Below are 26,195 nucleotides of genomic sequence, written 5' to 3'. Positions count from 1 at the left end.
CTGCGGAAACTGAGGTTTCATACAGGAATGGGCCGATATCGCGATTCTGCCTACAGTGCTCGGGTGAAACGTCCTACAAATTGCCTCGCTAGCTGTTTCAACTCATGTACATCAAATACCCCTCGGATGCCCGGATTTGCTGAGGGTTGCGCGGTGGCACCCCGTTCACACTGGCAGGCAGTGCAGCCACGGTAAGTTCGCCCGCAGCTGAAACGTTATGTAGCAATGTTCAGGTCACTTGAAGAACTGACTGGGAGTAATGCCGAAGTGGCGCTTGAACATGCTGGCGAACGCGCTGGGGCTGTCATAGCCCAGCGTGCCCGCCACATCGATGATGCGCTGGCCCAGGGCGATGCGTTCCAGTGCTTGCATCAGCCGCGCCTGCTGGCGCCACTGGCCGAAGGTCATGCCGGTTTCCTTGCGGAACAGGCGCTGGATGGTCTTCTCGTCGATGCCCAGGTGCGCGCCCCAGTCGGCCAGGGTCGAGGTGTCGTGTGGCCGCTCGTGCAAGGCCGAGCAGATGGCCCGCAGGCGTGCGTCGCTGGGATGCAGCAGCTTCAGCGGCAGGGTCGGCAGCACGCAGATCTCATCGAGGATCAGGCGCATGACCCGCGCCTCACGCGAGTCCTCGACAAAAGGCCCCGCGAAGTCGACCGATGCCTTGATCAGTTCGCTGAGCAGCGGCGAAATGCTGATGGCCTTGCTCTGCTGCGGCAGGCCAGCTGCCGCATCGGGGCGCACGAACACGCTGCGCATCTTCACGTCACCGACGCAGCGAATGGCATGCACCTGCCCGCAGGGCATCCAGATGCCGCGGCTGGGGGGCACGGTCCAGCGTTCGGCCTCGGATTCGACCAGCATCAGGCCCTTGATGGCGTAGATCAGCTGGTGCTTGGCATGCGAGTGGGGGGCGATGAACCAGTCCGGCGGGTAGTCGGTTGCCCGGCTGCCCACCTCCCAGGTCCATTCATCGACCTCTGTCAGCAATTCGTGCTGGGGTTTGACCATGATGCTCTCGTACAGTCCGACAAGCGCGGCCATCTTAGCAGCAGCGGGTAGGCCGCGCCTTCGAACGGGTTGCCGGCAGCAGTGCGGTGGCAAGGCCCAGCAGCGGCAGGAACGAAATCACCTTGTACACCCACTCGATGCCATGCAGGTCGGCCAGTTCACCAAGGCCCGCAGCGCCGATGCCGCTGATGCCGAACATCAAGCCGAACATCACCCCCGACACCATGCCGACGCGGCCGGGCACCGCCTCTTGGGCGTACACCACCAGCGCAGCGAAGGCCGATGACATCACCAGGCCGATGGCCACTGCCAGTACGGCGGTCCAGGCCAGGTTGGCGTAGGGCAGGGCAAGGGCGAACGGCGCTACACCGAGGAAGGAGATCCAGATCACCGCCTTGCGCCCGATGCGGTCACCCACTGGCCCACCGGCAAAAGTGCCCAGGGCCACGGCGGCGAGGAACACGAACAGGTACAGCTGGCTTTGCTGCACGCTCAGGCCGAAGTGTTCGATCAGGTAGAAGGTGAAGTAGTTGGTGAACGACGCGATGTAGACGAACTTGGCAAACATCAACACGGCGATCACGCCTACGGCACGCCACATGGCGCCTTTCGACAACCCAGGCGCCTGTTGCCCGGCCAGGCCTTTGAGCTGAGTCTGGCCGTGGCGGATGGTCCAGCCGGTGACACGCAGCAAGACGAATATGGCCAGGCCGGCAGCCAGCATGAACCAGGCAATGGCTGGCTGGCCGTGGGGGATGACGATGGCGGCGGTCAGCAGCGGGCCGATCGCGGAACCTGTGTTGCCGCCGACCTGGAAGGTCGACTGCGCGGTGCCGAAGCGCCCGCCGGAGGCCATGCGCGCCACCCGCGAGGCTTCCGGGTGGAAGGTCGCCGAACCGATGCCGACCACGGCAGCGGCGAACAGCAGCATCTCGTAACTGTTGGCGAAGGCGAGCAGGGCGATGCCGACCAGGGTGAACAGCATGCCGGTAGGCAGCAGGTAGGGCATAGGGCGTTTGTCGGTGTACATGCCGACCCAGGGCTGCAGCAGCGAGGCGGTCACCTGGTAGATCAGGGCGATCCAGCCGATCTGGGCGAAACTCAGCGAGAAGTCGCTCTTGAGCATCGGGTAGATCGACGGCAGCACAGCCTGGATCAGGTCGTTGAGCAGGTGGGCGAAGGCGGCGGCGCCGACAATACGGACCAGAAAGCCCTGGGGTTGGTCGGCAGGGGTGGCGGACGGGGCCAAGGTGGCGGCAGGAGTCGTCATGGGCGTGGCTCTTTTTCGAGTGATGGCAAGGCATTGCCCGAAGGAGGTTATCCAGCCGGGCAATGCCTGTCTCACGCCGAACAGGCACTCACTGTCGCGTTTCGGACATTCAATCGGCCAAGGTAGAGTTGTCGATCACGAAGCGGTACTTCACATCACCCTTGAGCATGCGCTCGTAGCTCTCGTTGATCTGATCGGCGCGGATCAGTTCGATATCGGCGACGATCCCATGCTCGGCGCAGAAGTCGAGCATTTCCTGGGTTTCGGCAATGCCGCCGATCATCGACCCGGCGATCGCCCGGCGCTTCATGATCAGGTTGAACACGTTCGGTGACGGGTGTGCCGTGGCCGGTGCGCCCACCAGGCCGAGGGTGCCGTCGCGTTTGAGCAGCACCAGGAACGCATCCAGCTCATGGGGCGCCGCCACGGTGTTGAGGATGAAGTCGAACGACAGCTGGTGCCTGGCCATTGCCTGGGCATCGCGCGATACCACAACCTCATCGGCACCCAGCGCCAAGGCAGCTTCGCGCTTGGATTCGGACGTGGTGAAGGCGACCACGTGCGCGCCCATGGCATGGGCCAGCTTGATGCCCATATGGCCGAGGCCACCGATGCCGACCACGCCGACGTTCTTGCCCGGCCCGGCGCCCCAGTGGCGCAGGGGCGAGTAAGTGGTGATGCCAGCGCACAGTAACGGGGCCACGGCTGCCAGCTGGGCCTGCGGGTGGCGCACGCGCAGGACGTAGCGCTGGTGCACCACGATCTGCTGCGAGTAGCCACCCAGGGTCCAGCCCGGTTCGTCGGGGGTGGGGAAGTTGTAGGTGCCGATCATGCCGTTGCAGTAGTTCTCCAGGCCTGCGTCGCAGTCGGCGCAGTGCTTGCAACTGTCGACGATACACCCCACACCGACCAGGTCGCCGGGCTTGAAGCCGGTCACCTCGGCGCCGACGGCCGTGACCCGGCCAACGATTTCGTGGCCTGGCACGCAGGGAAACTGGGTGCCTTCCCACTCGGAACGCACCTGGTGCAGGTCGGAGTGGCAGATACCGCAGTAGTCGATCGCGATCTGCACATCGGCGGCGCCGGGTGCGCGGCGGGTGATGCGGATCGGTTCCAGAGGGCGGTCGCTGGCGTGGGCGCCGTAGGCGATGACGTGCATGGGGAGGTCCTCGTTTGCGGGGGCGGATGTGCAGCATGTGCGACCACCCTCGTGCAGAGGTAACTCGATCCGGCCGACGGATTGCCTGATTCTGCTGTTGCCTGTACCGGCCTCTTCGCGGGCAAGCCCGCTCCCACAAAGGTTGCGCAAATCCTTGGAGATTGAGCAGGACAGTTGTTTGTACAGGTGGTGCTCGATCAATGTGGGAGCGGGTTCACCCGCGAAGAGGCCGGTACAGCTTCCGACAATCAGCCAGGCACTCAACGGTTCATCCTGCTATGCCTAATCATGGCGTATTCACCCGCTCCAGGCCCCGGCGCCCCCGGAGCGCGTGTTTGGCACAGGTGCCGAGCCACTGGGAGGTGCCACATGCTTTTCATCATTCAATGGAGCATTGCCCCGGAAAACCGCAACGCCGTCATGGCCCGCTTCGCCAAGACCGGCGGCGTGCCGCCCGCCGAGCTGAAGGTCCATGGTCGTTGGCATGCGGTCGGCGAACTGCAGGGCTTTGCCGTGGTTGAAAGCAATGACCTGCAGCCGGTGTTGCACTGGACGCTGGACTGGAGTGACCTGATGCACATGCAGGTCTGCCCGGCGATGACCGATACAGAGCTGGCCCCGATACTTGCGGCCGCAGTGAGCAAGATGACGCACTGAGCAACGTCATCAGGATGGCTGGGGTGTCGTGCCTTCTCTGGCCATCCACTTGAGCAAGGCAGCGATCGGTACGCGGCGATGCACTTCGTGGCGCTGGGCGTCGCCCTCATCGCCATAGCGCTCCCGATAACGGCTGACAATCAGTTCGCGCCCATCCGCCGAGACGCGTGCTTCGAGTTCGTGCAACAGCACCGGCTGTTCGGCCCCGCTTTCCACGCGGCGGAACAGTGAAACAGCCTCATTCACCGGCATGCCCTCCCTGGCAGTGGTCCGGGCGCTTGCCGGGTGCACCGAGCTTGCCTTCGGCCACCCGGTTGGCGCGCTGTTGCGCGGTGTAATCGCGCAGGGCCCGGTAGTCATCTGGCTGGGTGCGCAGTTTGTCGGTCAGCGGCAACGCCTGCGCGCGGCCATCCACCACGCCACCGGCCAAGGCCACGGTGTTCAAGGTTTCGACCGTATCACTGTTGTCGCCGAACGGGTCCATCGCCAGGCCTAATACCCGGCCAGTCGCATCGCGCAGGTTGTGTGTGCCCAGCAGCGGCAGCTCGACGATCGGGCCATCGGCGATGTTCCACACGCCGAAGGTCTGGCCGAAGTCCGACTCATGGCGGGCAAGCCCCATCTTGCCGGAAACATCGATCAGGCCGGCCACGCCGAGGGTGGTGTTGAAGATGAAGCGGCTCAGGCTGGTCATCGCCCGTTCGCCGTTACCTTGCAGCACGTCGTTGACGAATACCTTTGGCTCACCGAAGTTTGCGGCGAAGTTATGCACGCTTTGCTGGGCGAAGTTCGGCAAGGCGGTGTAGCCACGGGCGACCGGCGCCAGCAGGTAGTCGTCGACGCTGCGGTTGAAGGCGAACACGGCGCGGTTGGCGGGTTCGGCCGGGTCGCTGAGCTGATGGGCGACAGGGCCGCAGGCACTGGCAGGCGGGCGCTGGCTGCAGCCGCTGGCGGCAAGCAGCGACAAGGCCAGGACTGTGTTGCGGGCAGATGACCAGGCAGTAGAAGAGGTGGGCATAGGCACATTCCTGTGAAGAAGTGACGCCGATGCTGCGGGGGATTGATTGCCTGGGAATGTCCGGATTATCTCGTGTCTGACACTTTGTTTCTGGGTTGAAATATATGACTGCAGCCCGGAGATGGCCTTACAGTAAGTACTCATTGCCTTTGTTCGCGGTACCTTTGTGTGAGCCATTTGCTGATTGTTGACGATGATGTTGAAGTACTCGACCTGCTGCAGAAGTTTCTCCGTCAGCACGGCTATGAGGTCGATGTGGCGCGCGATGGCAGGGGACTCTGGCAAGCCCTGGAGCGGCGGGTGCCTGACCTGGTGATTCTCGATGTGATGCTGCCGGGCGACAGTGGCCTGGTGCTGTGCCAACGTTTGCGCGCCGAGCACAAGGTGGCGGTGATCATGCTCACGGCCATGGCAGAGCTGAGCGACCGCGTGGTCGGCCTGGAGCTGGGGGCAGATGATTACCTGACCAAACCATTTGCTGCCCGCGAGCTGCTGGCGCGGGTGCGAGCGGTGTTGCGTCGGGTAAGTGAAGCACCGGTCGGCGGGGCCGCTAACCCATGCACGGTGCTGGCGTTTTCTGGCTGGCAACTGGATGTGCTGCGGCGTGAGCTGCGTTCGCCAGAGCAGGTCATGATTCCGCTTTCCAACGGTGAGTTCGAGCTGCTGCTGGTGTTTGCCGAGCACCCGCAGCGGGTGCTCAGCCGCCAGCAATTGCTGGACCTGGCCCGGGGTGAAGCCTACGAGGCCTATGACCGCAGCATCGACGTCCAGGTCAGTCGGCTGCGCCGCAAGCTGGAGGGTGAGGCAGGCACTCAACCGCTGATCCGCACCGTGCGCAACGTCGGCTACCTGTTCACTGCCAGCGTGGTCAGGCGATGAGCCTGCTGAGCAGGCTGCGCAAGGGCCTGCCGCGGCCACGGATCACCATCGCCCGCTGGATAGCCCTGACCACCTTGACGGCGATGCTCATCCTGCTACTGCTCAAAGTGCTGTTCAGCCTGCTGCTGAGCGCGTGGGCGCAGCCGCCGTTGCTGGAAAGCGGGGTCATCGAAAAGGTCGCTACCGTGACCCGCATTCTTGATGCCACGCCAGTCGCGCAGCGTGCCAGCATCGCCAGTGCGGCGGGTGACGGGTCCTACACCGTGCAATGGTTGCGCCGCCATGACGAAGCCGGTGTGCCAGTGCTGGTCGATGCCGACTTTCGCCAGGGCACGCCCACGCTGCGCGCATTACTGAAACGGCCTGATGCACGAATTCAGGCCTACGAGCCGTCCGATCTGCCCGAGTACTCACCGGCGCGCGGTTACGCCCTGATGATCGAACTGAGCGACAAGAGCTGGGTGCTGTATCGCGCCACAGACCGCAGCTGGGGGCTGGACGAACTGCCGCGCACCCTGATCATCCTCGCCTTGATGCTGGCGTCCAGCCTGCTGGTCGCGCTGTTCGCCACACGCTATCTGGCCCGCCCGCTCGAGCGCTTCGCCGAAGGCGCGCGGCGTTTTGGCAAGGATTTCAACGCCCCGCCGATCCCGGTGGTCGGCCCCCATGATCTGCGTCAGGCAATACTCGCCTTCAATGCCACCCAGGCGCAGCTCAGGCACTTCGTGAATGACCGCACACAGATGCTGGCGGCGATTTCCCACGATCTGCGTGCGCCCTTGACGCGCATGCGCCTGCGCGGCGAGTTCATCGAGGACGGCGAATTGCAGGCCAGGCTGTTCAGGGATGTTGACGACATGCAGGCAATGGTCGATGCCGCGCTGGAGTTCTTCCGCGATGATGCGCGGCTTGAGCAAACCACGGCGTTCGACCTGGCTGAGATGCTGCAAACAGTGGTGGACGACTTCAAGGACGCGGGCATCAAGGTTGCTCTCGATGCACCGCGACGCTGCGTGTATGTCGGGCGGCCGGTGGGTATCAAGCGGGTGCTGGTGAACCTGGTCGACAACGCGGTCAAGTATGGCCTGGCGCCTGAGCTGCGGCTGGCGGTCACTGCCGAGCAACTGGAAATCACCGTGCTGGATCGCGGTCCGGGTATTGCGCCGCAATTGCAGGAGCGGGTATTCGCGCCATTTTTCCGCATAGAGGGTTCGCGTAATCGCGACACCGGTGGCGTCGGGCTTGGCTTGCCGGCGGTGCGCGCGATTGTGCTGGAGCAGGGAGGCAGCGTGACCCTGGCCAATCGCCTGGGCGGCGGGCTGGAGGTCAAGGTCACTTTGCCTGTGGGCTGATCAGAGGCCCAGGTCGCTCAGCCCCGGGTGGTCGTCCGGGCGCCGGCCGAGCGGCCAGCGGAACTTGCGCTCTGCTTCAGTGATAGGGTGTTCGTTGATGCTGGAAAAGCGGTTTTGCATCAAGCCATCTTCGGCGAACTCCCAGTTCTCGTTGCCATAGGCTCGGAACCACTGGCCGCTGTCGTCGTGGTATTCGTAGGCATAGCGCACGGCGATACGGTTGCCGGTGAAGGCCCACAGTTCCTTGATCAGGCGGTACTCCAGTTCATGGTTCCACTTGCGGGTCAGAAACGCCTCGACCTCGGCGCGGCCGCGGGGAAACTCGACGCGATTGCGCCAGGCGGTATCGACGGAATAGGCCAGCGCGACGTTGGCAGGGTCGCGGCTGTTCCAGCCGTCTTCGGCGAGGCGGACCTTCTGGATGGCGGTTTCGCGGGTGAAGGGAGGCAGTGGAGGGCGGGGCATCGGGGTGTCTCCTGGGGGCGGGTTGGCAGGGAGTAGCGTAGTACTCGCTGGCGTGCCCGAGAATCGGTGTGCTGGGCATTTCATTATTGCGTTGGGTGGAACAGTGGGCGGGGTTTCAAGCGTATGTCTTTAGGCTTATGGCGCCTCTGAGATCGAGCGCCGCCCGCGCGGCGCATCGCGGATGAATCCGCTCCTACATCCGTTGCAATGTGGCCATGCCTGTGAAGCCAGGGTTGTCAGCCTTGTTTGCAAGACTCAAGGCATGCGCCAAGGCTGGCAGCCATGGCGTGACAGGTTCGGCACGTTGCAACGGATGTAGGAGCGGATTCATCCGCGATGCGCCGCGCGGGCGGCGCTCGATCTACCAGGCGCAGAAGGTCTCAAGCCGGGCCTTCAGCGCAACTGCAATTCCTCATCTCTGGCCGCCAGGAATTGCGCATAGGCACGAGCCGCGGGATGAACATGCTGTATCACGGCAACCCGCAAACGACGAATCGGCGTCACTGTTCCCTTGACGTTCCCTATGGCGAGATCCACCCGGCGCGGCGAGTGTCACTGGAATGTCCAGCGAGGCATCGAGCATGAACAGGACGTCAATTGATAGTTAACGTCGGGCTCAGATTCTGATCTGGTGTTTCTACAGGTTACCGAGGGGGTGTAGGCGCGGCCTTGCGTCGCGAAAGGCCGCTCCTACAGGACCAACTCAGTCGGCGACCAGGGCTACCGTAGCCCTGTTGCGCCCACCGAGCCACACCAGCAGCAACCCCGCAGCCGCCAGCACGCCACCAGCCATCGGTACTGCAGCGTAACCAAGGTTCAGGCTGATCACCGCGCCGCCCAAGGCCGCGCCTACGGCGTTACCCAGGTTGAACGCCCCCACGTTGATAGACGACGCCAGCCCAGGTGCCTCGATGGCAGCGGTCATCACCCGCATCTGCAGCGGTGGCACCACCGCGAAGGTGAACATGCCCCACACCAGCAAGGCGATGGCGGCGCCGACATGGCTGCCCAATACCAGCGGCATCAGCAGCATGATCAGCGCAAGCACGCCGAGGAAAATCTTCGCCGCACCCTCCAGTGACCAGTCAGCCAGGCGGCCACCCAGGCTGTTGCCCAAGGTGAAGCCAACGCCGATCAGCACCAGGCCAAAGGTGACGAAGCTGTCCGAGGCACCGGTCAGTTCCGCCAGCACCGGCGCCACGTAGGTATACAGGGTGAACATGGCGCCAGCCCCCAACACCGTGGTTGCCATCGCCAGCAGCACGCTGGGGCGGGCGATTACCGCCAGTTCCTTGCGCACATGCGGCACGCTGCCGCGTTCACCCTTGGGCAGGGCATACCACAGGGCGGCCATGGCCAGCAGGCCGAGCACCGCCGTACCGGTGAAGGCCATGCGCCAGCCGACTTGCTGGCCAACCCAGGTGGCAGCCGGCACACCGCCGATGTTGGCGATGGTCAGGCCCATGAACATGGTTGCCACGGCGCTGGCCTGTTTTTCCTTGGGCACGACGCTGGCCGCCACCACGGCGCCAAGGCCGAAGAAGGCCCCATGGTTGAGGCTGGTGACCAGGCGTGAGGCAAGCAGGCTGTAGTAGTCCGGTGACAGTGCCGAGAGCAGGTTGCCCAAGGTGAAAATCGACATCAGGGCCATCAGCGCTGCGCGTTTGCCGAAGCGGCTGAACAGCAAGGTCATGATCGGCGCACCGACCATCACGCCGATGGCATAGGCGGTAATCAGCATGCCAGCGCTGGGGATGCTCACGTCGACGCCCTGCGCGATCACCGGCAGCAGGCCCATCGGGGTGAACTCGGTGGTGCCGATGCCAAAGGCACCGATGGCCAAGGCAAACAGCACCCGAGCAGGCTTCATTGTGCGGGCTCCACTGGCAGTGCCCAGGGGTTGCAGGGGCGTGGTCATGGCATCAGTCCCAGATCGGCGCCAGGCCTTCAGGGCTGACTTCGCGGCCATTGCGCTCGAGTTTGGCGATACGGGCCATGTCCTCGTCGTCCAGGCGCAGGTCGCGGGCGAGCAGGTTGCTGGCCAGGTTCTCGCGTTTGGTCGAAGACGGGATAACCGCATAACCCTGTTGCATGGCCCAGGCCAAGGCGACTTGGGCGACAGTGGCCTTGTGCGTGCGGGCGATCTCGGTCAGCACCGGGTCTTTCAGGACCTTGCCGTAGGCCAGGGTCATGTACGAGGTGACGGTGATGCCTTGTTCTTTGAGGAACGCCGTCAGCTTGCTGTTCTGCAGGTACGGGCTGAGCTCGATCTGGTTGGTGGCGATTTCACCTATGCCGACCACGGCGATGGCCTGGCGGGTCAATTCGATATTGAAGTTGGACACGCCGATCTGGCGGGTCAGGCCCAGCTTCTTGGCATCGGCCAGGGCTGCCATGTATTCGCCCAGCTCGACGCCGTTGCCCGGGGCCGGCCAGTGGATCAGCAGCAGGTCGACGTAGTCGGTGCGCAGTTTCTGCAGGCTGTCGCGCAGGCTGGGGATCAGCTTGTCGGCGGCGTAGTTTTCAACCCAGATCTTGGTGGTGATGAACAGCTCGCTGCGCGGTACGCCGCTTTCGGCGATGGCCTGGCCGACATCGGCTTCGTTCTGGTAGATCTGCGCGGTGTCGATGGCCCGGTAACCCAGCTCAAGGGCGGCCTTGACCGAGTCGATGACGACCTGGCCCTTGAGGCGGAAGGTGCCGAGGCCGAAAGATGGAATGCTCATGGGATCTGCTCCTGATGAATGAACGTCGGACCGAACCGAGCCGTGTGGCTCGGACTCGATCACTGTTCGAGTGCGGAGCAGTGTGCAGGTTTCAGCTCGATTGATTAAGGCAGCGCACCGCTAAGGTCATTTGACCTGAAATCACGAATAGGCCATTGGCTCATGCAAAACCGGTAAGGCGGCACCTTCAATTCTCGATAAGCGCCGAGGTGGATTGCAGTAGCCATAGCCGGCTCAGGTCCGCCACCTGACGCTCCAGCGTTGACTGCACGCCGATGCGCTGTGCTTCACGGTCCTGCCGCAGCAACGTATCGAGAACGCCCAGCAAGTCTCGATCCTTGCTGCTGGAGGTATTGTTGTCGACGTCCGACAGCTCGATGCCTTTCTGATAGGTGCGAACGCGTTCTTTCTGGGTCGCCTGCTGCGACACGCTGGCATCGGTCATCACAGCCTTGCGCCAGCCCAGGCGAGTAGTGCTGTTCGACTGGTCGTTGACTTCGTGGTAGCGATAATTCTGTGATTCGTTGTCACGAGTCAGCTGCAGGTCCATCCCTGGGTTAAGTCCTTCGTGCCATGCGGCCCGCAGGGTGGCCTGCTGTTGCTGCTCCACGCGAAGGTTGGGGTCGGTACTGATCCTGGTCGACTGTGAAACCTGGTAGCTGAAACCATCTGCCTCCTCCGGCTTCAAAGGATTTGGCTGCTTCGTGGGCTGGCTGATCGATGCGTTGAAGTCAGCCAGGCCGCTGAGCAGCAGTCGGCTGTTCTTGTTCAGGGCCATGGCCGAGTTGGCCAGGCGGGTGTGGTTGTCATCGACGCTATTGAGCTGGCTGAAGGCACCCTTGAACAGGCCCATCAGTTGTTTGTCGCCGTGGCCACGCTGTTGCGCGGCGTCAAACTGATTCAGGTAGTTGGCCAGCGCCGCCTGGCGCATGGCTTGGCTCCCCAGCAACTCGCCACCCTGGGTGTCGAAGCTCATCTTCACCTCGCCACTGGGGCCCTGCAATTTCAAGCTACGTGTCTGGTCGTCCAGGCGCAGTTCGAAGGTTTGCGGCTGGCCGTTGCTGGTTACCAGCTGTGCGTCGAGTTGCAGGCCAGTGAACAGGGCCGGGTCGAGCTTGACCAGTGCGCCGAGCTGGAAGCTCGGCGGTTCCTGGGTCAGGCCGTTGATGGCCGACTGGAAGCTGCTGGCCAGGGCTGCCAAGCCATCCAGTTCCTTGGCGTTGAGCGTGCCGCCCTGAACCTGTGCATCCACGGCCAGGCCTTGCTCGCTACTGTACAGGCCCAGAGTCACCGTGGCGCCGGACGCGGTGGTGAGGTTGAAGGTGATGCTGTTGCTGGCGTATTCGCGCAGCCCCGATTGCTGCAGACTCAGGATCAGCTGGTTTGGCGCGGCCCCGTCGTTTACCAGAAGGCCGGATTGGGCGATGGTCGCTCCGCCATTTGCGGCCAGTTGCGCCATCAGCGCGGCTCCCAGGCCCTGGAAGCGCGCGCTGGTCGAGCCCGATTGAACGGCAGCGGTCATGTACTGGCTGAGCTTGTCGACACCCGGCGTTTCCCAGACGTAGCGGCTGGACATGGTTTGCAGGGTGCCTTTGGCGGAGTAGATGTCGCTGTCCATGCTGATCAATTGCTGGCCAAGGACCACCTGCGTGCTGGCCTGCGTCACCGTGCTGGCCGCCTGGCCGGTCCCGCTCAATTGGGGCGTTGCCGCAGGCGCGACCTGGATAGGGAAGGGGCGAACGGCAGCAATCGAATTCATTATCGGCGTTCCATGCAGATTCTGTGGGTATCAAGGCTATCGGCGTGTACTCAGGAAACCTGAGTGTGTTGCGTACAAACGAAACGGCCCGCCAAAAGGCGGGCCGTACGCATTGCAGGCAACGATCAGCGGCGGCGGAACAGCGGCAGCGGTTCGTCGGTGGCGCCCTGGTAGGTCACCGAGAAGTCCTTCAGGCTTTGCAGCGCGTCTTCCGGGTCTTTGTCGGCACGGATGGCGAATGCGTCGAAGCCGCAACGGGCCATGAAGAACAGTTGGTCACGCAGTACGTCGCCAATGGCGCGCAACTCGCCCTTGAAGCCGTAGCGGTCACGCAGCAGGCGCGCATTGGAGTAGTTGCGCCCGTCGGTGAAGGCCGGGAAGTTCAGGGCGATGACCTGGAAGTGCTGCACGTCGTCGCCGATCTCTTCCGCCTGCTCGTCGCTGTCCAGCCACACGCCCAGGCCGCCGTCGCGGGCCTTGAGCACGTGGGCATGGTCGCGCCACATCTGCAGCGGCACGATGTAGTCGTCGCAGTTGCTCAGCTCGTCGAACGAGAAGTCCTTGGGCAGCAGGTGCCAGGTTTCGTCGACGATCTGGTTGTTCTTAATGATTCGCTGCATAGACGCGTTCCTTGAAGGGGTCGATGCCGATACGCTGGTAGGTGTCGATGAAACGCTCTTCCTCGGTACGTTGTTCGACGTACACGGCGATCAGCTTCTCGATCACATCGGCCATGTCATCCTGGGCGAAGGACGGGCCGAGGATCTTGCCCAGGCTTGCGTCGCGCGCGGCGTTGCCGCCCAGCGATACCTGGTAGAACTCCTCGCCCTTCTTGTCCACCCCGAGGATGCCGATGTGGCCGACGTGGTGGTGGCCGCAGGCGTTCATGCAGCCGGAGATGTTCAGGTCGATCTCACCGATGTCGAACAGGTAGTCCAGGTCGTCGAAACGGCGCTGGATGGATTCGGCGATCGGGATCGACTTGGCGTTGGCCAGCGAGCAGTAGTCACCACCCGGGCAGCAGATGATGTCGGTCAGCAGGCCGATGTTCGGCGTGGCGAAGCCGCTCTCGCGCAGTTCCATCCACAACGCATGCAGCTGGCGCTGTTCGACGTCGGCGAGGATGATGTTCTGCTCGTGGGAGGTGCGCAGGAAGCCGAAGCTGTAGCGCTCGGCGAGGTCCGCCACGGCGTCCAGCTGTTTGTCTGTCAGGTCGCCAGGGGCAACACCGGTAGGCTTCAGCGAAAGGGTCACCGACACGTAGCCAGGGCGCTTGTGGGCGCGGGTGTTGCGCGAGCGCCAGCGGGCGAAACCTGGGAATTCGGCGTCCTGGGCACTGTAGTCGACGTTGTCGAGGGCCAGGTAGTCCGGGTCGACGAAGTGGCGCGACACGCGCTGGACTTCTTCTTCGGTCAGGGTGGTGCTGCCGCCACGCAGGTGGGCCATTTCGGCCTCCACCTTCTCGGCGAACACTTCCGGGGTCAGCGCCTTGACCAGGATCTTGATCCGCGCCTTGTACTTGTTGTCACGGCGACCGTAACGGTTGTACACGCGCAGGATGGCGTCGAGGTAGCTGATCAGGTCCTGCCACGGCAGGAACTCGTTGATGAACGAGCCGACCACCGGGGTACGGCCCAGGCCACCACCGACCAGCACGCGGAAGCCCAGCTCGCCAGCGGCATTGCGCACCGGCTCCAGGCCGATGTCGTGCACTTCGATGGCGGCGCGGTCTTCCTTCGAGCCGTTGATGGCAATCTTGAACTTGCGCGGCAGGTAGGCGAATTCCGGGTGGAAAGTGGTCCACTGGCGGACGATTTCGCACCACGGGCGCGGGTCGACGATTTCGTCTGCGGCAACACCGGCGAACTGGTCGGTGGTGGTGTTGCGCAAGCAGTTGCCGCTAGTCTGGATCGCGTGCATCTGCACGGTGGCCAGCTCGGCGAGGATGTCCGGGATGTCTTCCAGCGCCGGCCAGTTGTACTGCACGTTCTGGCGGGTGGAAATGTGGGCGTAGCCCTTGTCGTAGTCGCGGGCGATCTTGGCCAGGGTGCGAACCTGGGTGGCGTTCAGCTGGCCGTACGGCACGGCGACACGCAGCATCGGCGCGAAACGTTGGATGTAAAGGCCGTTCTGCAGGCGCAGAGGGCGGAATTCTTCTTCGCTCAGCTCACCGGCCAGGTAGCGGCGGGTCTGATCACGGAACTGCTTGACGCGGTCCTCGATGATCCGCTGATCGTACTCGTCGTATACGTACATAAAAGTCCTGTCTCAGGCTGCATGCAGCTATTCGCGCGCACGGCCGCGCACTCCGGTTCGGAGCCGGGGAACGATAGCAGGTTGGGTTTATGCGCTAAAGTGATGTTTTTGCATATGAAAAGAACCAAACGAACTAAGTGAGACTGACTGGCATTTGTTACCCGCGAGCGCGACGGGTTTATACTCGGTAGTTTGTTTCAAAGGGTGTATCCGCATGCTCAAGGCGCTTTGCCAAAGCTTGTGCCTGGGCCTGCCACTGGCAGCCTCCGCCCAGGCCGCTTCGGTGGTCTTTCTCAATCCTGGCCAGTCGAACGAGACGTTCTGGACCAGTTATTCGCGTTTCATGCAGGCTGCTGCCGATGAGCTGGGCATGACGTTGCGGGTGGAGTACAGCGAGCGGGATGCAGCGCTTGCGATGAGCCAGGCGCGGGCGATTCTCAAGGGCCCGCAACGGCCGGACTACCTGGTGCTGGTCAATGAACAGTACGTCGCGCCAGAGATCATCCGCCTGTCCCAGGGGACCGGAGTCAAGCTGTTCCTGGTCAACAACGGCCTGACCGCCAACCAGGCGATGAGCATCCGGGCCCAGCCCGACAAGTACGGGCAGGTGCTCGGTACCTTGACCGCCAATGACCAGCAGGCGGGTTTTCGCATGCTGCACGAGATGGTCGCCTTGCTGCCACGTGACAATGAACCGATTGACCTGGTGGCCTTTGCCGGGGTCAAGACCACCCCTGCTTCGCAACTGCGCGAGGAGGGTATGCGCCAGGCATTGGCTGATTTCCCCCAGGTGCGCTTGCGCCAGGTGGTGTATGGCGGCTGGAACCGCGAGCGCGCCTACGAGCAGGCGCAGCAGTTGCTGCAGCGCTACCCGAAAACGCGGTTGGTGTGGGCAGCCAACGACCAGATGGTACTCGGTGCCATGCAGGCATTCGAGGAGGCTGGGCGCAAGCCAGGGCGCGATGTGATGTTCGGTGCCATCAACAGTTCACCTGAAGCCTTGCGTGCCCGTATCGATGGGCGCCTGGGCGTGCTGATGGGTGGGCATACGACGTTGGGCGGCTGGGCCATGGTGCTGCTGCACGACGATGCCCGTGGCCTGGAGATCAACCGGGATGGCAAGCGCGAGCACACGCTACCGCTGCTGCAGTCGATCGACCAGGCCAGGGCGCGGCGGTGGCTGAAACTGCTGGAACGGGACGATTACGGCGTCGATTTCCAGCATTACAGCGCCGAAGGGCGCCCGCCGAGCTACCAGTACCCGTTTCTGACGTCACCTGTCGACTATTGAAAGACCTTGCTTGAGAGAAGGGCATTGCTCGTCTTAACTGCTGGTTGTGAAGTGCATTCCCATAACCACTACAAGAGGCAATGCAATGGGAAACTCTACCAAGGTCCGCAAAGCTGACAGCAGTGTCGATGCCTGGGCGATCCTTTGCCTGATCGTCCTGGTGGTGGTCACTGCCGTGTATTGGGTCAGCCACCAGTGACTTGAAACTCAAGACCGTGATGCAGCCAGAACGCCTGCGGGAGGGAATCCCGCAGGCGTTTTCGTTTTATGGCAGAGCGTTCAGCGGGCAGTGAGGTGCAGTGCCAGTTGCACCAGGCCAATCAGCACGGCTATGAACACCAGGGTGAACAGCGTGCCCAGCGCGATGAAGTGGCTGGCCTTGCCGTGGGTGAAATCGCGGGCGCGGTTCTTGCCGCTCTGCACGCCGAAGGCGGCGGCGAGGATACTGTGCAGCATCTGCCAGAAGGTCGGGGGCTTGCCCTGGCTGGGATCGTCCATGGTGGCTCCTGAAGAATCAGAGGCAATCAGGGACAGTGTAGGCAATGTAGGTGAGGTTGCCTGAGCCGGCCCTTTCGCGGGCAAGCCCGCTCCCACAGGATCTCCACCGTCTCAAGGCGGGTGGTATGCCTGTGGGAGCGGGCTTGCCCGCGAAGAGGCAGGTGCGGCTTAGCTGTCGTACCCGAGGTTAGGCGCCAACCAGCGCTCGCTCAGGCTGATCTCCTGGCCCTTGCGTGCGCTATAGCGCTCGATCTGGTCCTTGTCGACCTTGCCCACGGCAAAATATTGCGCCTGCGGGTGGGCGAAGTACCAGCCGCTGACCGCCGCCGCCGGGAACATCGCGAAGTGCTCGGTGAGGAACACGCCGCTTGGGCCGGTCTCGCCGATGGCGGTGCCATCGAGCAGGCGGAACAGGGTTTCTTTCTCGGTGTGGTCCGGGCACGCCGGGTAGCCCGGGGCAGGGCGGATACCGCGGTACTGCTCCTTGATCAGCGCCTCGTTGTCCAGGTGCTCGTCGCGGGCATAGCCCCAGTGCTCTTTACGCACCTGCTCGTGCAGCCATTCGGCGCAGGCCTCGGCCAGGCGGTCGGCCAGCGCCTTGACCATGATCGAGCTGTAGTCGTCGCCCTTGTCCTGGTACGCCTTGGCCACTTCCTCGGCGCCGATGCCGGCGGTGGTGATGAAGCCGCCGACGTAGTCGGTGACGCCGCTGGCTTTCGGCGCGACGAAGTCGGCCAGGGACAGGTTCGGCTTGCCATCGGGCTTGATGGTCTGCTGGCGCAGGTGGTGCAGGGTGGCCAGGGCCTGGCCGTCCTCACCGTAGACTTCGATGTCATCATCGGCGACCTGGTTGGCCGGCCAGAAGCCGAACACCGCGCGGGCGCTGATCAGCTTCTCGTCGATCAGCTTGTCGAGCATTTCGCGGGCATCCTTGTACAGCGCGGTGGCCGCTTCGCCGACCACTTCGTCGGTGAGAATGCGCGGGAACTTGCCGGCCAGGTCCCAGGAGATGAAGAACGGAGTCCAGTCGATGTACTCGGCCAGGGTGCGCAGGTCGATGTCTTCCAGCACCTTGACCCCGGTGAAGGAGGGCACTGCTGGCTGGTAACCGGCCCAGTCGTACTGTGGCTTGGCGGCGATGGCCTGGGCATAGCTCAGGCGCTCGGTGCGGGCGCTGCGGTTGGCGGTGCGCTCACGCACCTCCACGTAGTCCTGGCGGGTCTTCTCGACGAAGCCTGGCTTGAGCTCCTTCGACAGCAACTGGGTGGCAACACCCACGGCGCGGGAGGCGTCGGTGACGTAGACCACGGCGTCGTTGCTGTACTTGGGCTCGATCTTGACTGCGGTATGCGCCTTGGAGGTGGTGGCGCCGCCGATCATCAGCGGCAGGTGGAAATCCTGGCGCTGCATTTCGCGGGCGACGTGGACCATCTCGTCCAGCGACGGGGTGATCAGGCCGGACAGGCCAATGATGTCGCACTTCTGCTCGCGGGCGGTTTGCAGGATCTTCTCGGCCGGCACCATCACGCCGAGGTCGACGATGTCGTAGCCGTTGCAGCCCAGCACTACACCGACGATGTTCTTGCCGATGTCGTGCACGTCACCCTTGACCGTGGCCATGAGGATCTTGCCCTTGGCTTCTGGCTTGTCGCCTTTCTCGGCTTCGATGAACGGGATCAGGTGCGCCACGGCCTGCTTCATCACCCGGGCCGACTTGACCACCTGTGGCAGGAACATCTTGCCGGCGCCGAACAGGTCGCCGACCACGTTCATGCCGTTCATCAGCGGCCCTTCGATAACCTCGATCGGGCGAGTGCACTGCTGACGGCACTCTTCGGTATCTTCGACGATGAAGGCGGTGATGCCTTTGACCAGCGCGTGTTCCAGGCGCTTTTCAACGGGCAGCGAGCGCCACTCTTCGTTTTCCACTTCCTTGGTCGCGCCGCCGCCCTTGTAGTCGTCGGCAATCGCCAGCAGGGCATCGGTGCCGTGCGGGGTACGGTTGAGCACCACGTCCTCGACCTTCTCGCGCAACGCTGCGGGGATCTCGTCGTAGATCTCCAACTGGCCGGCGTTGACGATACCCATGGTCAGGCCATTCTGGATCGCGTGGTAGAGGAACACCGAGTGAATCGCCTCACGCACCGGGTTGTTGCCGCGGAACGAGAACGACACGTTGGATACACCGCCCGAGCTCAGCGCGTGGGGCAAGTGGTCACGGATGTAGGCACAGGCCTCGATGAAATCGACGGCGTAGTTGTTGTGCTCTTCGATGCCGGTGGCGACGGCGAAGATGTTCGGGTCGAAGATGATGTCTTCCGGCGGGAAGCCGACTTCGTTGACCAGGATGTCGTAGCTGCGCTGGCAGATTTCCTTCTTGCGCGCGGCGGTGTCGGCCTGGCCGACCTCGTCGAAGGCCATCACCACCACGGCGGCGCCATAGCGCTTGCACAGGCGGGCGTGGTGCTTGAACTGCTCGACGCCTTCCTTCATGGAGATCGAGTTGACGATGCCCTTGCCCTGGATGCACTTCAGGCCCGCTTCGATCACTTCCCACTTCGACGAGTCGATCATGATCGGCACGCGGGAGATGTCTGGCTCACCGGCGATCAGGTTGAGGAAGCGGACCATGGCGGCCTGGGAGTCGAGCATCCCTTCGTCCATGTTGATGTCGATCACCTGGGCGCCGGCCTCGACCTGCTGCAGGGCGACCTCCAGGGCTTCGGTGTAGTTCTCTTCGCGGATCAGCCGGGCGAACTTGGCGGAACCGGTGATGTTGGTGCGCTCACCGACGTTGACGAACAACGACTGGCGGTCGATGGTGAACGGCTCCAGGCCCGACAGGCGGCAGGCCTTGGGGATTTCTGGAATCTCGCGCGGGCGGTACTTGCCCACAGCCTCGGCGATGGCCTGGATGTGGCCCGGGGTGGTGCCGCAGCAGCCGCCGATGATGTTGAGGAAGCCGCTGGCGGCGAACTCCTCGACTACCGCCGCCATCTCGGCCGGGGTTTCGTCGTATTCACCGAAGGCGTTCGGCAGGCCGGCGTTAGGGTGGGCGGACACGTGGGTGTCGGCCTTGGTCGCCAGCTCTTCCAGGTACGGTCGCAGGTCCTTGGCGCCAAGGGCGCAGTTCAGGCCCACGGAGATCGGCTTGGCGTGGCGCACCGAGTTCCAGAACGCTTCGGTTGTCTGGCCCGACAGGGTGCGGCCGGAGGCGTCGGTGATGGTGCCGGAGATCATGATCGGCAGCTCGATGCCGTCGTCCTCGAACACCTGTTGCACGGCAAAGATCGCCGCCTTGGCGTTGAGGGTGTCGAAGATGGTCTCGATCAGGATCAGGTCGGCGCCGCCCTCGATCAGGCCGCGGGTGGCCTCGATGTAGTTCTCGACCAGTTCGTCGAAGGTGACGTTGCGGTAGCCGGGGTCGTTGACGTCCGGGGAAATCGAGCAGGTGCGGCTGGTCGGGCCGAGCACGCCGGCAACAAAGCGCGGCTTGTCCGGGGTTTCCAGGGTCTTGGCATCGGCCACCTGGCGGGCGATACGCGCACCCTCGACGTTCAGCTCGTACACCAGCGACTCCATGCCGTAGTCGGCCTGGGAGATCTGGGTGGCGTTGAAGGTGTTGGTTTCGAGGATATCGGCGCCAGCGTCCAGGTAGGCCTTCTCGATCGCGGCGATTACGTCCGGGCGGCTGAGCAGCAGCAGGTCGTTGTTGCCTTTCACATCGCTTGGCCAATCGGCGAAGCGCGTGCCACGATAGTCGTGTTCCTCGAGGCGATAGCTTTGGATCATAGTACCCATGCCGCCGTCGAGGATCAGGATGCGCTCTTTGAGTGCGTGCTGGAGTGCTTGGAGACGAGCGCTGCGGTCGGACATAGGAACTACCTGGTCGGGCAAATATCAGAAGGTGCCGAATCATAACAAAGCTGCGCGGTTTTTAGGCGCATTGCCCATTTGCATGAATTCTGCTCATGTTGGGCTGGCGCTTTGCGAACAGAGCACCCAGGGACGACCAGGCAAATCGTGATGGCTTTCAATTCTCAGGACTTTCCGCACATGGTGCATCGTATCCTTGTCAGCGTCTTCGCTCTGCTCATCAGCAGCGTGGCGTTTGCACAAGCCCCCCAATCGAGCCCGGCCATTTCATACACCCGGGATATCCAGCCGATCTTCACCGAGAAATGCGTGGCTTGCCATGCCTGCAACGATGCCGCGTGCCAGCTCAAGCTGGAAAGCCCCGAGGGCGCTGTGCGCGGTGCCACCAAGGTGCCGGTGTACCAGGGCGAGCGAAGCAAGGCAGTGCCCCCCACGCGGTTGTTCTACGACGCCCACAGTGAAGATGAATGGCGCAAGAAAGGCTTCTATTCGGTGCTCGATAACCAGGGCAGCCAGGCGGCGCTGATGGCGCGCATGCTCGAATTGGGGCACAAGACCCCGCTCACACCCAACGCCAAGCTGCCCGACGAGATTGTCCTGGGGCTCAACCGCAACAACATGTGCCCGCTGCCGGAAGAGTTCGATGCCTACGCCGGCGCCCACCCCAAAGAGGGCATGCCGCTGGCGGTGACCGGGCTGACCGACAAGGAATACGACACCATGCGCCGCTGGCTCGCTGCTGGCGCACCGGTCGAGTACCAGCCGATCCAGCCAAGCGCGGCCGAGGCCAGGCAGATCACCGACTGGGAAGAGCTGCTCAACCGCCCAGGCTCCACTGAGGCGCTGGTCGGCCGCTGGCTGTATGAACACCTGTTCCTGGCGCACATCTACTTCGTTGGTGGCGAGCCTGGCCATTTCTTCCAGTGGGTACGCTCGCGCACGCCAAGCGGCAAGCCGGTCGACATCATCGCCACGCGCCGCCCCAATGACCCGCCAGGTACCGACTTCTATTACCGCTTGATCCCGGTGCAAGGCGTGATCGTGCACAAGACCCACATCACCTATCCGATGGGGCCGCAGAAGCTCAAGCGCATCAAGCAGCTGTTCTATGCCGGCGACTGGCATGCCACCGCGCTGCCAGGCTACGGCCCACGCCACCGGGCCAACCCGTTCGAAACCTTCGAGGCGATCCCGGCGGTGGCGCGCTACCAGTTCATGCTGGATAACGCCGAATACTTCGTGCGCACCTTCATCCGTGGCCCGGTGTGCCGCGGGCAGATCGCCACCGACGTGATCCGCGACAACTTCTGGGCGCTGTTCCAGGAGCCGGCCCACGACCGCTACATCACCGACGCCAAGTACCGCGGCGAAGCCACGCCGCTGCTGGCCATGCCCGGGCAGATCGATGATGTCGGCAGCGTGCTGAACCTGTGGCATGCCTACCGCGACAAGCGCAACGAGTACGAAAAACTGCGCCGCGCGGCCTACGCCGAAATGCCCGCGCCAGGTTGGGCAACCCTGTGGGCCGGCAACGACAACGCACTGCTGAGCATCTTCCGCCACTTCGACAGCGCCTCGGTGACCAAGGGCCTGATCGGCGATGTGCCGTTGACCGTGTGGCTGTTCGACTACCCGTTGTTCGAGCGCACCTACTACCAACTGGCGGTCAACTTCGATGTGTACGGCAATGTCTCGCACCAGTTGCAGACGCGGCTGTACTTCGACCTGATCCGCAATGGTGCCGAGGTCAACTTCCTGCGCCTGATGCCGGCCGACCAGCGCGGCAAGATCCTCGGTAGCTGGTACCAGAACAGCGGCAAGGTGAAGATGTGGATGGACTACGAGGACATCGACACCGACACCCCGAGCGGCATCAAGCTCGACCCGCGCGACCCCAAGCGCGACTTCGGCCTGAAACTGCTGCAGCGCACCGGCAGCCTGAACGCCGCGCCCGATCCGATCAACCGCTGTACCGGCGCGTACTGCTCGCGGCCACAGATGAGCGAGGAGTTCCGTAATGTCGAGCAGTCGCTCAGCCGCCTGGTGTCGCGCCCGGCCGCCGGCCTGAAGGTGATCAGCCAGTTGCCCGAGGCGACCATGCTGCGCATCGAAGGCGAGGGCGGCCAACGCCAGGTCTACAGCCTGCTGCGCAACCGCGCGCACAGCAATGTGGCGTTCCTGCTGGGTGAGGCGTACCGCTACCAGCCTGGCCTGGATACATTGACCCTGTACCCGGGCGTGCTCAGCAGCTACCCGAACTTCATCTTCAACATCCCGGCCAGTGATGTGCCGGAGTTCGTCGAAGACATGGAGTACGCCAAGGATGACGCGGCGAAGTTCGAGCGCATCGTCATGCGTTGGGGCGTGCGCCGCAGCCACCCTGAGTTCTGGCGCTACTTCCATGACCTGAACACCTACATCAAGGAGACCGAGCCGGTGGAGGCCGGGGTGCTGGACATGAACCGCTACGAGAACCTCTGATCGGGTCGGTTGACCTTTGCGAATACCTTACGGTCGGAACGGGTGGGTGGTCCGGGGGCTGCAAGTAGCCCCCGAGGCCTCAATGCACCGGCAATCGCAGGGTATTCCATGCTGTATTCGCTTCAGGCACTGCGGGCGTTCGCCGCCTGGGTAGTGGTCTGCCACCACTTCATGCAGATCTTCTTCGACTTCCATGCCACCGGCCCCATCGGCCAACTGCTCACCGACCGCGGCGCTGTAGGCGTCGACATCTTCTTCGTCATCAGCGGGCTGGTCATCTACCTGTCGACCCGTGACAAACCCATCGAGCCGCGTCAGTTCCTGCTCAACCGGGCACTGCGTATCATCCCGGCCTACTGGTTCTATACCGCGCTGATGGCGGCGCTGTTGCTGGCATTCAGCCAATGGATGCCGCACCAGGCCTTCAACTGGCATCACCTGGTGCTGTCGCTGCTGTTCATTCCTGCGGAAAACCCAGGCGGCTACGGCTTGTACCCGACCCTGAACGTGGGCTGGACGCTGAATTTCGAGATGTTTTTCTACCTGTTGTTCGGCCTGGCTTTCCTGGTGCGTCAGCGCCACCACTTGTTGCTGGTGACCGCTGCGTTGCTGCTGGTCAGTGAAGTGCTGGGGCGCATGGGCGTGCTTAGCCGCTTTTACAACAACGACATCATTTACGAGTTCCTGTTGGGCATCGGCCTGGGCGTGATGCATCGCCGCGGCCTGATCCGCGAAGGCCTGTGGCTGCCGCTGGCCGTGCTGGGCGTGGCAGGTTATGCGATCTACCACCTGGACGCGTCACAACGCCTGCTGCACTGGGGCGTGCCAAGCGCCATGATCGTGCTGGCGTTCATCGCCCTTGAGCCGTACTTCAAGGGCAATCGCCTGCTCAAGGCGCTGGGTGACTGCTCCTACTCGGTGTACCTGATCCACGTGCTGGTGCTGTACGCCGGCTGGTTCGCCAGCCAGCGTCTGGGCCTGAACCCGTACCTGGTGTTCGCCTTGTGCGTGCCGTCCATTGGACTAATGTCGTGGTTCAGCTATCAGTGGCTGGAGCGCGGCCTGTACCGGCGGATGCAGGCCTGGCTGGCGGCGCCACGGGGGCAAGGCCGGGAATTTGCGCTATCCCGAGTCAAATACTAGGACTTTGTTCAAGGGCCAGGTTGGCGTACACTTGGCCGCAAGTCTGTGAGGAACTTCCATGAGCGCTATAACCATTACTGACGCCGCCCATGATTACCTGGCCGATCTGCTCTCCAAGCAGAACACGCCTGGCATTGGCATCCGTATTTTCATCACCCAGCCGGGCACCCAGTACGCCGAGACCTGCATCGCCTACTGCAAGCCGGGCGAAGAGAAGCCCGACGACGAACCCGTCGGCCTGAAGAGCTTCACCGCCTACCTTGACGCGGTCAGCGTGCCGTTCCTGGAAGATGCGCTGGTCGACTACGCCACCGATCGCATGGGCGGCCAGCTGACCATCAAGGCGCCGAATGCCAAGGTGCCGATGGTCAATGAAGACAGCCCGATCAACGAGCGTATCAATTACTACCTGCAGACCGAGATCAACCCGGGGCTGGCCAGCCACGGCGGCCAGGTAAGCCTGGTGGACGTGGTCGACGACGGCATTGCCGTGCTGCAGTTCGGTGGCGGCTGCCAAGGCTGCGGCCAGGCCGACGTGACCCTCAAGGAAGGCATCGAGCGCACCCTGCTCGAGCGCATTCCGGAGCTCAAGGGCGTGCGCGACGTAACTGACCACACGCAGAAAGAGAACGCCTACTACTGATCCAGGCGCGGTCATTGTGTAGGAGCGGCTTCGTGTCGCGAGAGGGCTGCGCGGCAGCCCCGGGATATCGGCGGCGAAGCGGATATTGCTGGGGCCGCCATGCGGTCGTTTCGCGACACGAGGCCGCTCTTACAAAGATCGCGACGGGTCAAGGCCTAGCAACAAAGTGTTACGGATTCAACCCCTGCGACAACAGGCCGCAGCCCGTGTTTAAAGGGCTGCGGGCCGTCTCCGCCTTGGTCGGGTAGAAGCTCGCCGGGTGTCATGCCAGAATGCCCCGGTTTTTCGGCCGGCCCGCCCCGAGGGTTGGCACCTTCCCTTTAAAGGATGGTTTCATGAATGATCAGTTTACCCGGCGCGCGGTTGTCGCCGGGATGGGCGTTCTGGGGCTCGGCCTGCTGGCAGGTTGCAACCCGGCCCGAGGGCTCGAGTTCAAGTACGGCAAGAACATGAGCAACGAAATCCTTGGGCGCAAGTTCAGCCTCAAGGACCCCCAGGGCAATGTCCGCACCTTGTCGAGCTTCTACGGCAGCATGCCGATGATCTTCTTCGGTTTCACCCAGTGCCCGGCCGTCTGCCCGACCACCCTGGCGCGTGCGGCACAGATCAAGAAGCTGCTCAGGGGCCGCGACCGCGAGATCTTCCAGGTGGTGTTCATCACCCTGGACCCGGAGCGCGACACCCCGGAAGTGCTCGATGCCTACGTCAAGGCCTTCGACCCGTCGTTCACCGCCCTGACCGGCACCCCGGAAGAAATCGCCGCGGTGGCCAAGGAATTCAAGGTGTTCTACGAGAAGGTCCCGGCCGGTGACACCTACACCCTCTCTCACTCGTCCACCAGCTACGTCTACGATACACGTGGCACCCTGCGCCTGAGCCTGGGCCATTCGCTGAATGCCAAGGAATGCGCTGAAGACCTGGCTACCCTGATGGAGATTTGCTAATGGCTGTATCACTGCAACCAATCAAGCGCGGCCTGGCCGCCATCGCCCTGCTGGGCCTGGCCCTGCCAGCCCTGGCCCAGACTACCGTGAGCGATGCCTGGGTACGCGCCAGCGTGCCGCACCAGCCGTCCACCGGCGCCTTTATGACCCTGACCGCCAGCACCGACAGCAAGCTGGTCGGCGTGGCTTCGCCGGTGGCCAAGACCGTGCAGGTGCACGAGATGACCATGAACGGCGACGTGATGGGCATGAAGGAAGTCAAGGCCGTGGAGCTGCCAGCGGGCAAGCAGGTCAGCCTGGACCCCAAGGGTTACCACGTGATGCTGATGGGGCTGACCCAGCAGGTGAAGGAAGGCGAGAAAGTACCGTTGACCCTGACCATCGAAGATACCAAGGGCGCCAAGGAAACCGTCGAGGTGCAGGCAGATGTCCGCCCGCTCAACGCCGAGGCCGGCGGGCACGATCACATGCACATGAGCCACTGACCATCGAAAGGGCCGCATCAGCGGCCCTTTTTCATTGCGCTGCGCGTTTCAGCTGCGAAAGCGTGGCAGCGGCCTGTCGAGGGTCAGCGAGGTCAGGGTCTTGCGGACCTGGGCCTCATCGGCCTCCAACGCCTTGAGGCTGGCGCGGATCTTGCCCGCAGCGGGCACATCGCCCTGGCGGTCGATCCAGTCGGCAATTTCCTTGCAGGCACTGCTCAGGCAGGCTTGGCGCTGGTTCATCAGCGATATCAGGGTGGTGAGCTCTCTTTCGGACATGGCAGGATC

Annotated in this window: 23 protein-coding genes; 9 read left to right on the top strand and 14 right to left on the bottom strand. The window is 63.2% G+C overall.

All coding sequences use genetic code 11. From position 1 onward, the window contains the following. Positions 1–234: 234 nt before the first annotated feature. From H040_RS00485 to H040_RS00475, 3 genes are all read right to left on the bottom strand, one after another. Complete coding sequence (locus tag H040_RS00485) at positions 235–1,008, bottom strand: AraC family transcriptional regulator (protein WP_027919836.1); 774 nt, start codon at positions 1,006–1,008, stop codon at positions 235–237. Between the two features lie 34 nt (positions 1,009–1,042). Then, positions 1,043–2,278, bottom strand: a complete 1,236-nt coding sequence (locus H040_RS00480; protein ID WP_027919837.1) for an MFS transporter — start codon at positions 2,276–2,278, stop codon at positions 1,043–1,045. 109 nt (positions 2,279–2,387) lie between these two features. Next, a complete protein-coding gene (locus H040_RS00475; protein WP_027919838.1) occupies positions 2,388–3,437 on the bottom strand; it encodes an NAD(P)-dependent alcohol dehydrogenase in 1,050 nt (349 codons plus the stop codon). A gap of 369 nt (positions 3,438–3,806) precedes the next feature. Here H040_RS00475 and H040_RS00470 point away from each other — a divergent pair, with 369 nt between their 5' ends. Continuing rightward, positions 3,807–4,094, top strand: coding sequence for a DUF3303 domain-containing protein (locus H040_RS00470; protein ID WP_027919839.1), 288 nt, complete (start codon positions 3,807–3,809; stop codon positions 4,092–4,094). A gap of 9 nt (positions 4,095–4,103) precedes the next feature. On the opposite strand, the gene H040_RS00465 is transcribed toward H040_RS00470, so the two are convergent. Next, complete coding sequence (locus H040_RS00465; protein ID WP_027919840.1) at positions 4,104–4,340, bottom strand: hypothetical protein; 237 nt, start codon at positions 4,338–4,340, stop codon at positions 4,104–4,106. After that, positions 4,333–5,112, bottom strand: a complete 780-nt coding sequence (locus H040_RS00460) for an MlaA family lipoprotein (protein WP_027919841.1) — start codon at positions 5,110–5,112, stop codon at positions 4,333–4,335. Before H040_RS00460 ends, H040_RS00465 begins: the two co-directional genes overlap by 8 nt. A gap of 168 nt (positions 5,113–5,280) precedes the next feature. Here H040_RS00460 and H040_RS00455 point away from each other — a divergent pair, with 168 nt between their 5' ends. Both H040_RS00455 and H040_RS00450 read left to right on the top strand, forming a co-directional pair. Continuing rightward, a complete protein-coding gene (locus H040_RS00455; RefSeq protein ID WP_027919842.1) occupies positions 5,281–5,991 on the top strand; it encodes a response regulator in 711 nt (236 codons plus the stop codon). Next, on the top strand, positions 5,988–7,343 hold the full coding sequence (locus H040_RS00450) for a sensor histidine kinase (protein ID WP_027919843.1): 1,356 nt from the start codon (positions 5,988–5,990) through the stop codon (positions 7,341–7,343). The genes H040_RS00455 and H040_RS00450 overlap by 4 nt, the downstream gene beginning before the upstream one ends. Here the strand turns inward: H040_RS00450 and H040_RS00445 are convergent, their stop codons facing one another. From H040_RS00445 to H040_RS00420, 6 genes are all read right to left on the bottom strand, one after another. After that, a complete protein-coding gene (locus H040_RS00445; protein WP_027919844.1) occupies positions 7,344–7,808 on the bottom strand; it encodes a nuclear transport factor 2 family protein in 465 nt (154 codons plus the stop codon). Between the two features lie 703 nt (positions 7,809–8,511). After that, positions 8,512–9,678: an MFS transporter gene (locus tag H040_RS00440; protein ID WP_033696386.1), complete on the bottom strand. Its 1,167-nt coding sequence runs from the start codon at positions 9,676–9,678 to the stop codon at positions 8,512–8,514. Between the two features lie 52 nt (positions 9,679–9,730). Beyond that, entirely contained in the window at positions 9,731–10,534 is an 804-nt protein-coding gene (dkgB, locus tag H040_RS00435; protein WP_027919846.1) for a 2,5-didehydrogluconate reductase DkgB, read from the bottom strand. A gap of 187 nt (positions 10,535–10,721) precedes the next feature. Beyond that, on the bottom strand, positions 10,722–12,293 hold the full coding sequence (locus tag H040_RS00430; protein WP_027919847.1) for a hypothetical protein: 1,572 nt from the start codon (positions 12,291–12,293) through the stop codon (positions 10,722–10,724). 125 nt (positions 12,294–12,418) lie between these two features. Next, positions 12,419–12,913: a DUF934 domain-containing protein gene (locus H040_RS00425; RefSeq protein ID WP_027919848.1), complete on the bottom strand. Its 495-nt coding sequence runs from the start codon at positions 12,911–12,913 to the stop codon at positions 12,419–12,421. Then, complete coding sequence (locus H040_RS00420; protein ID WP_027919849.1) at positions 12,897–14,549, bottom strand: nitrite/sulfite reductase; 1,653 nt, start codon at positions 14,547–14,549, stop codon at positions 12,897–12,899. Before H040_RS00420 ends, H040_RS00425 begins: the two co-directional genes overlap by 17 nt. 214 nt (positions 14,550–14,763) lie before the next feature. Here H040_RS00420 and H040_RS00415 point away from each other — a divergent pair, with 214 nt between their 5' ends. Further along, a complete protein-coding gene (locus H040_RS00415; RefSeq protein WP_027919850.1) occupies positions 14,764–15,840 on the top strand; it encodes an ABC transporter substrate-binding protein in 1,077 nt (358 codons plus the stop codon). Positions 15,841–16,119: 279 nt separating this feature from the next. On the opposite strand, the gene H040_RS00410 is transcribed toward H040_RS00415, so the two are convergent. Both H040_RS00410 and metH read right to left on the bottom strand, forming a co-directional pair. Continuing rightward, the gene (locus tag H040_RS00410) at positions 16,120–16,338 is read right to left on the bottom strand and encodes a DUF2970 domain-containing protein (protein ID WP_027919851.1); all 219 of its coding nucleotides are present in this window, start codon (positions 16,336–16,338) and stop codon (positions 16,120–16,122) included. 168 nt (positions 16,339–16,506) lie between these two features. Then, entirely contained in the window at positions 16,507–20,214 is a 3,708-nt protein-coding gene (gene metH / locus H040_RS00405) for a methionine synthase (protein WP_027919852.1), read from the bottom strand. A 180-nt stretch (positions 20,215–20,394) separates the two neighbouring features. On the opposite strand from metH, the gene H040_RS00400 reads away from it, so the two are divergent. The 5 genes from H040_RS00400 (at position 20,395) to H040_RS00380 (ending at position 25,910) form a co-directional block, all read left to right on the top strand. Continuing rightward, the gene (locus tag H040_RS00400; RefSeq protein ID WP_027919853.1) at positions 20,395–22,695 is read left to right on the top strand and encodes a fatty acid cis/trans isomerase; all 2,301 of its coding nucleotides are present in this window, start codon (positions 20,395–20,397) and stop codon (positions 22,693–22,695) included. Between the two features lie 108 nt (positions 22,696–22,803). Then, positions 22,804–23,838 (top strand): acyltransferase family protein, encoded by a 1,035-nt coding sequence (locus H040_RS00395; protein WP_027919854.1) that lies wholly within the window; start codon positions 22,804–22,806, stop codon positions 23,836–23,838. Between the two features lie 58 nt (positions 23,839–23,896). Continuing rightward, positions 23,897–24,481: a Fe-S biogenesis protein NfuA gene (nfuA, locus tag H040_RS00390; protein WP_027919855.1), complete on the top strand. Its 585-nt coding sequence runs from the start codon at positions 23,897–23,899 to the stop codon at positions 24,479–24,481. Between the two features lie 335 nt (positions 24,482–24,816). Next, positions 24,817–25,425, top strand: a complete 609-nt coding sequence (locus tag H040_RS00385; protein ID WP_027919856.1) for an SCO family protein — start codon at positions 24,817–24,819, stop codon at positions 25,423–25,425. Continuing rightward, positions 25,425–25,910, top strand: a complete 486-nt coding sequence (locus H040_RS00380) for a copper chaperone PCu(A)C (protein ID WP_027919857.1) — start codon at positions 25,425–25,427, stop codon at positions 25,908–25,910. Before H040_RS00385 ends, H040_RS00380 begins: the two co-directional genes overlap by 1 nt. A gap of 48 nt (positions 25,911–25,958) precedes the next feature. Here H040_RS00380 and H040_RS00375 read toward each other — a convergent pair whose 3' ends face one another. Further along, entirely contained in the window at positions 25,959–26,186 is a 228-nt protein-coding gene (locus tag H040_RS00375) for a hypothetical protein (protein ID WP_027593874.1), read from the bottom strand. Between the last annotated feature and the right edge of the window lie 9 nt (positions 26,187–26,195).

This window comes from Pseudomonas sp. URMO17WK12:I7 (genome assembly GCF_003269045.1).
Classification (GTDB): domain Bacteria; phylum Pseudomonadota; class Gammaproteobacteria; order Pseudomonadales; family Pseudomonadaceae; genus Aquipseudomonas; species Aquipseudomonas putida_J.
This window is presented reverse-complemented; position numbering and strand designations above follow the sequence as displayed.

Coding starts and splice junctions, on each gene's coding strand:
- H040_RS00485 (WP_027919836.1), bottom strand. CDS start 1,008: ATGGTCAAACCCCAGCACGAATTGCTGACAGAGGTCGATGAATGGACC.
- H040_RS00480 (WP_027919837.1), bottom strand. CDS start 2,278: ATGACGACTCCTGCCGCCACCTTGGCCCCGTCCGCCACCCCTGCCGAC.
- H040_RS00475 (WP_027919838.1), bottom strand. CDS start 3,437: ATGCACGTCATCGCCTACGGCGCCCACGCCAGCGACCGCCCTCTGGAA.
- H040_RS00470 (WP_027919839.1), top strand. CDS start 3,807: ATGCTTTTCATCATTCAATGGAGCATTGCCCCGGAAAACCGCAACGCC.
- H040_RS00460 (WP_027919841.1), bottom strand. CDS start 5,112: ATGCCCACCTCTTCTACTGCCTGGTCATCTGCCCGCAACACAGTCCTG.
- H040_RS00450 (WP_027919843.1), top strand. CDS start 5,988: ATGAGCCTGCTGAGCAGGCTGCGCAAGGGCCTGCCGCGGCCACGGATC.
- H040_RS00445 (WP_027919844.1), bottom strand. CDS start 7,808: ATGCCCCGCCCTCCACTGCCTCCCTTCACCCGCGAAACCGCCATCCAG.
- H040_RS00440 (WP_033696386.1), bottom strand. CDS start 9,678: ATGAAGCCTGCTCGGGTGCTGTTTGCCTTGGCCATCGGTGCCTTTGGC.
- dkgB (WP_027919846.1), bottom strand. CDS start 10,534: ATGAGCATTCCATCTTTCGGCCTCGGCACCTTCCGCCTCAAGGGCCAG.
- H040_RS00430 (WP_027919847.1), bottom strand. CDS start 12,293: ATGAATTCGATTGCTGCCGTTCGCCCCTTCCCTATCCAGGTCGCGCCT.
- H040_RS00425 (WP_027919848.1), bottom strand. CDS start 12,913: ATGCAGCGAATCATTAAGAACAACCAGATCGTCGACGAAACCTGGCAC.
- H040_RS00420 (WP_027919849.1), bottom strand. CDS start 14,549: ATGTACGTATACGACGAGTACGATCAGCGGATCATCGAGGACCGCGTC.
- H040_RS00415 (WP_027919850.1), top strand. CDS start 14,764: ATGCTCAAGGCGCTTTGCCAAAGCTTGTGCCTGGGCCTGCCACTGGCA.
- H040_RS00410 (WP_027919851.1), bottom strand. CDS start 16,338: ATGGACGATCCCAGCCAGGGCAAGCCCCCGACCTTCTGGCAGATGCTG.
- metH (WP_027919852.1), bottom strand. CDS start 20,214: ATGTCCGACCGCAGCGCTCGTCTCCAAGCACTCCAGCACGCACTCAAA.
- H040_RS00400 (WP_027919853.1), top strand. CDS start 20,395: ATGGTGCATCGTATCCTTGTCAGCGTCTTCGCTCTGCTCATCAGCAGC.
- H040_RS00395 (WP_027919854.1), top strand. CDS start 22,804: ATGCTGTATTCGCTTCAGGCACTGCGGGCGTTCGCCGCCTGGGTAGTG.
- nfuA (WP_027919855.1), top strand. CDS start 23,897: ATGAGCGCTATAACCATTACTGACGCCGCCCATGATTACCTGGCCGAT.
- H040_RS00385 (WP_027919856.1), top strand. CDS start 24,817: ATGAATGATCAGTTTACCCGGCGCGCGGTTGTCGCCGGGATGGGCGTT.
- H040_RS00380 (WP_027919857.1), top strand. CDS start 25,425: ATGGCTGTATCACTGCAACCAATCAAGCGCGGCCTGGCCGCCATCGCC.
- H040_RS00375 (WP_027593874.1), bottom strand. CDS start 26,186: ATGTCCGAAAGAGAGCTCACCACCCTGATATCGCTGATGAACCAGCGC.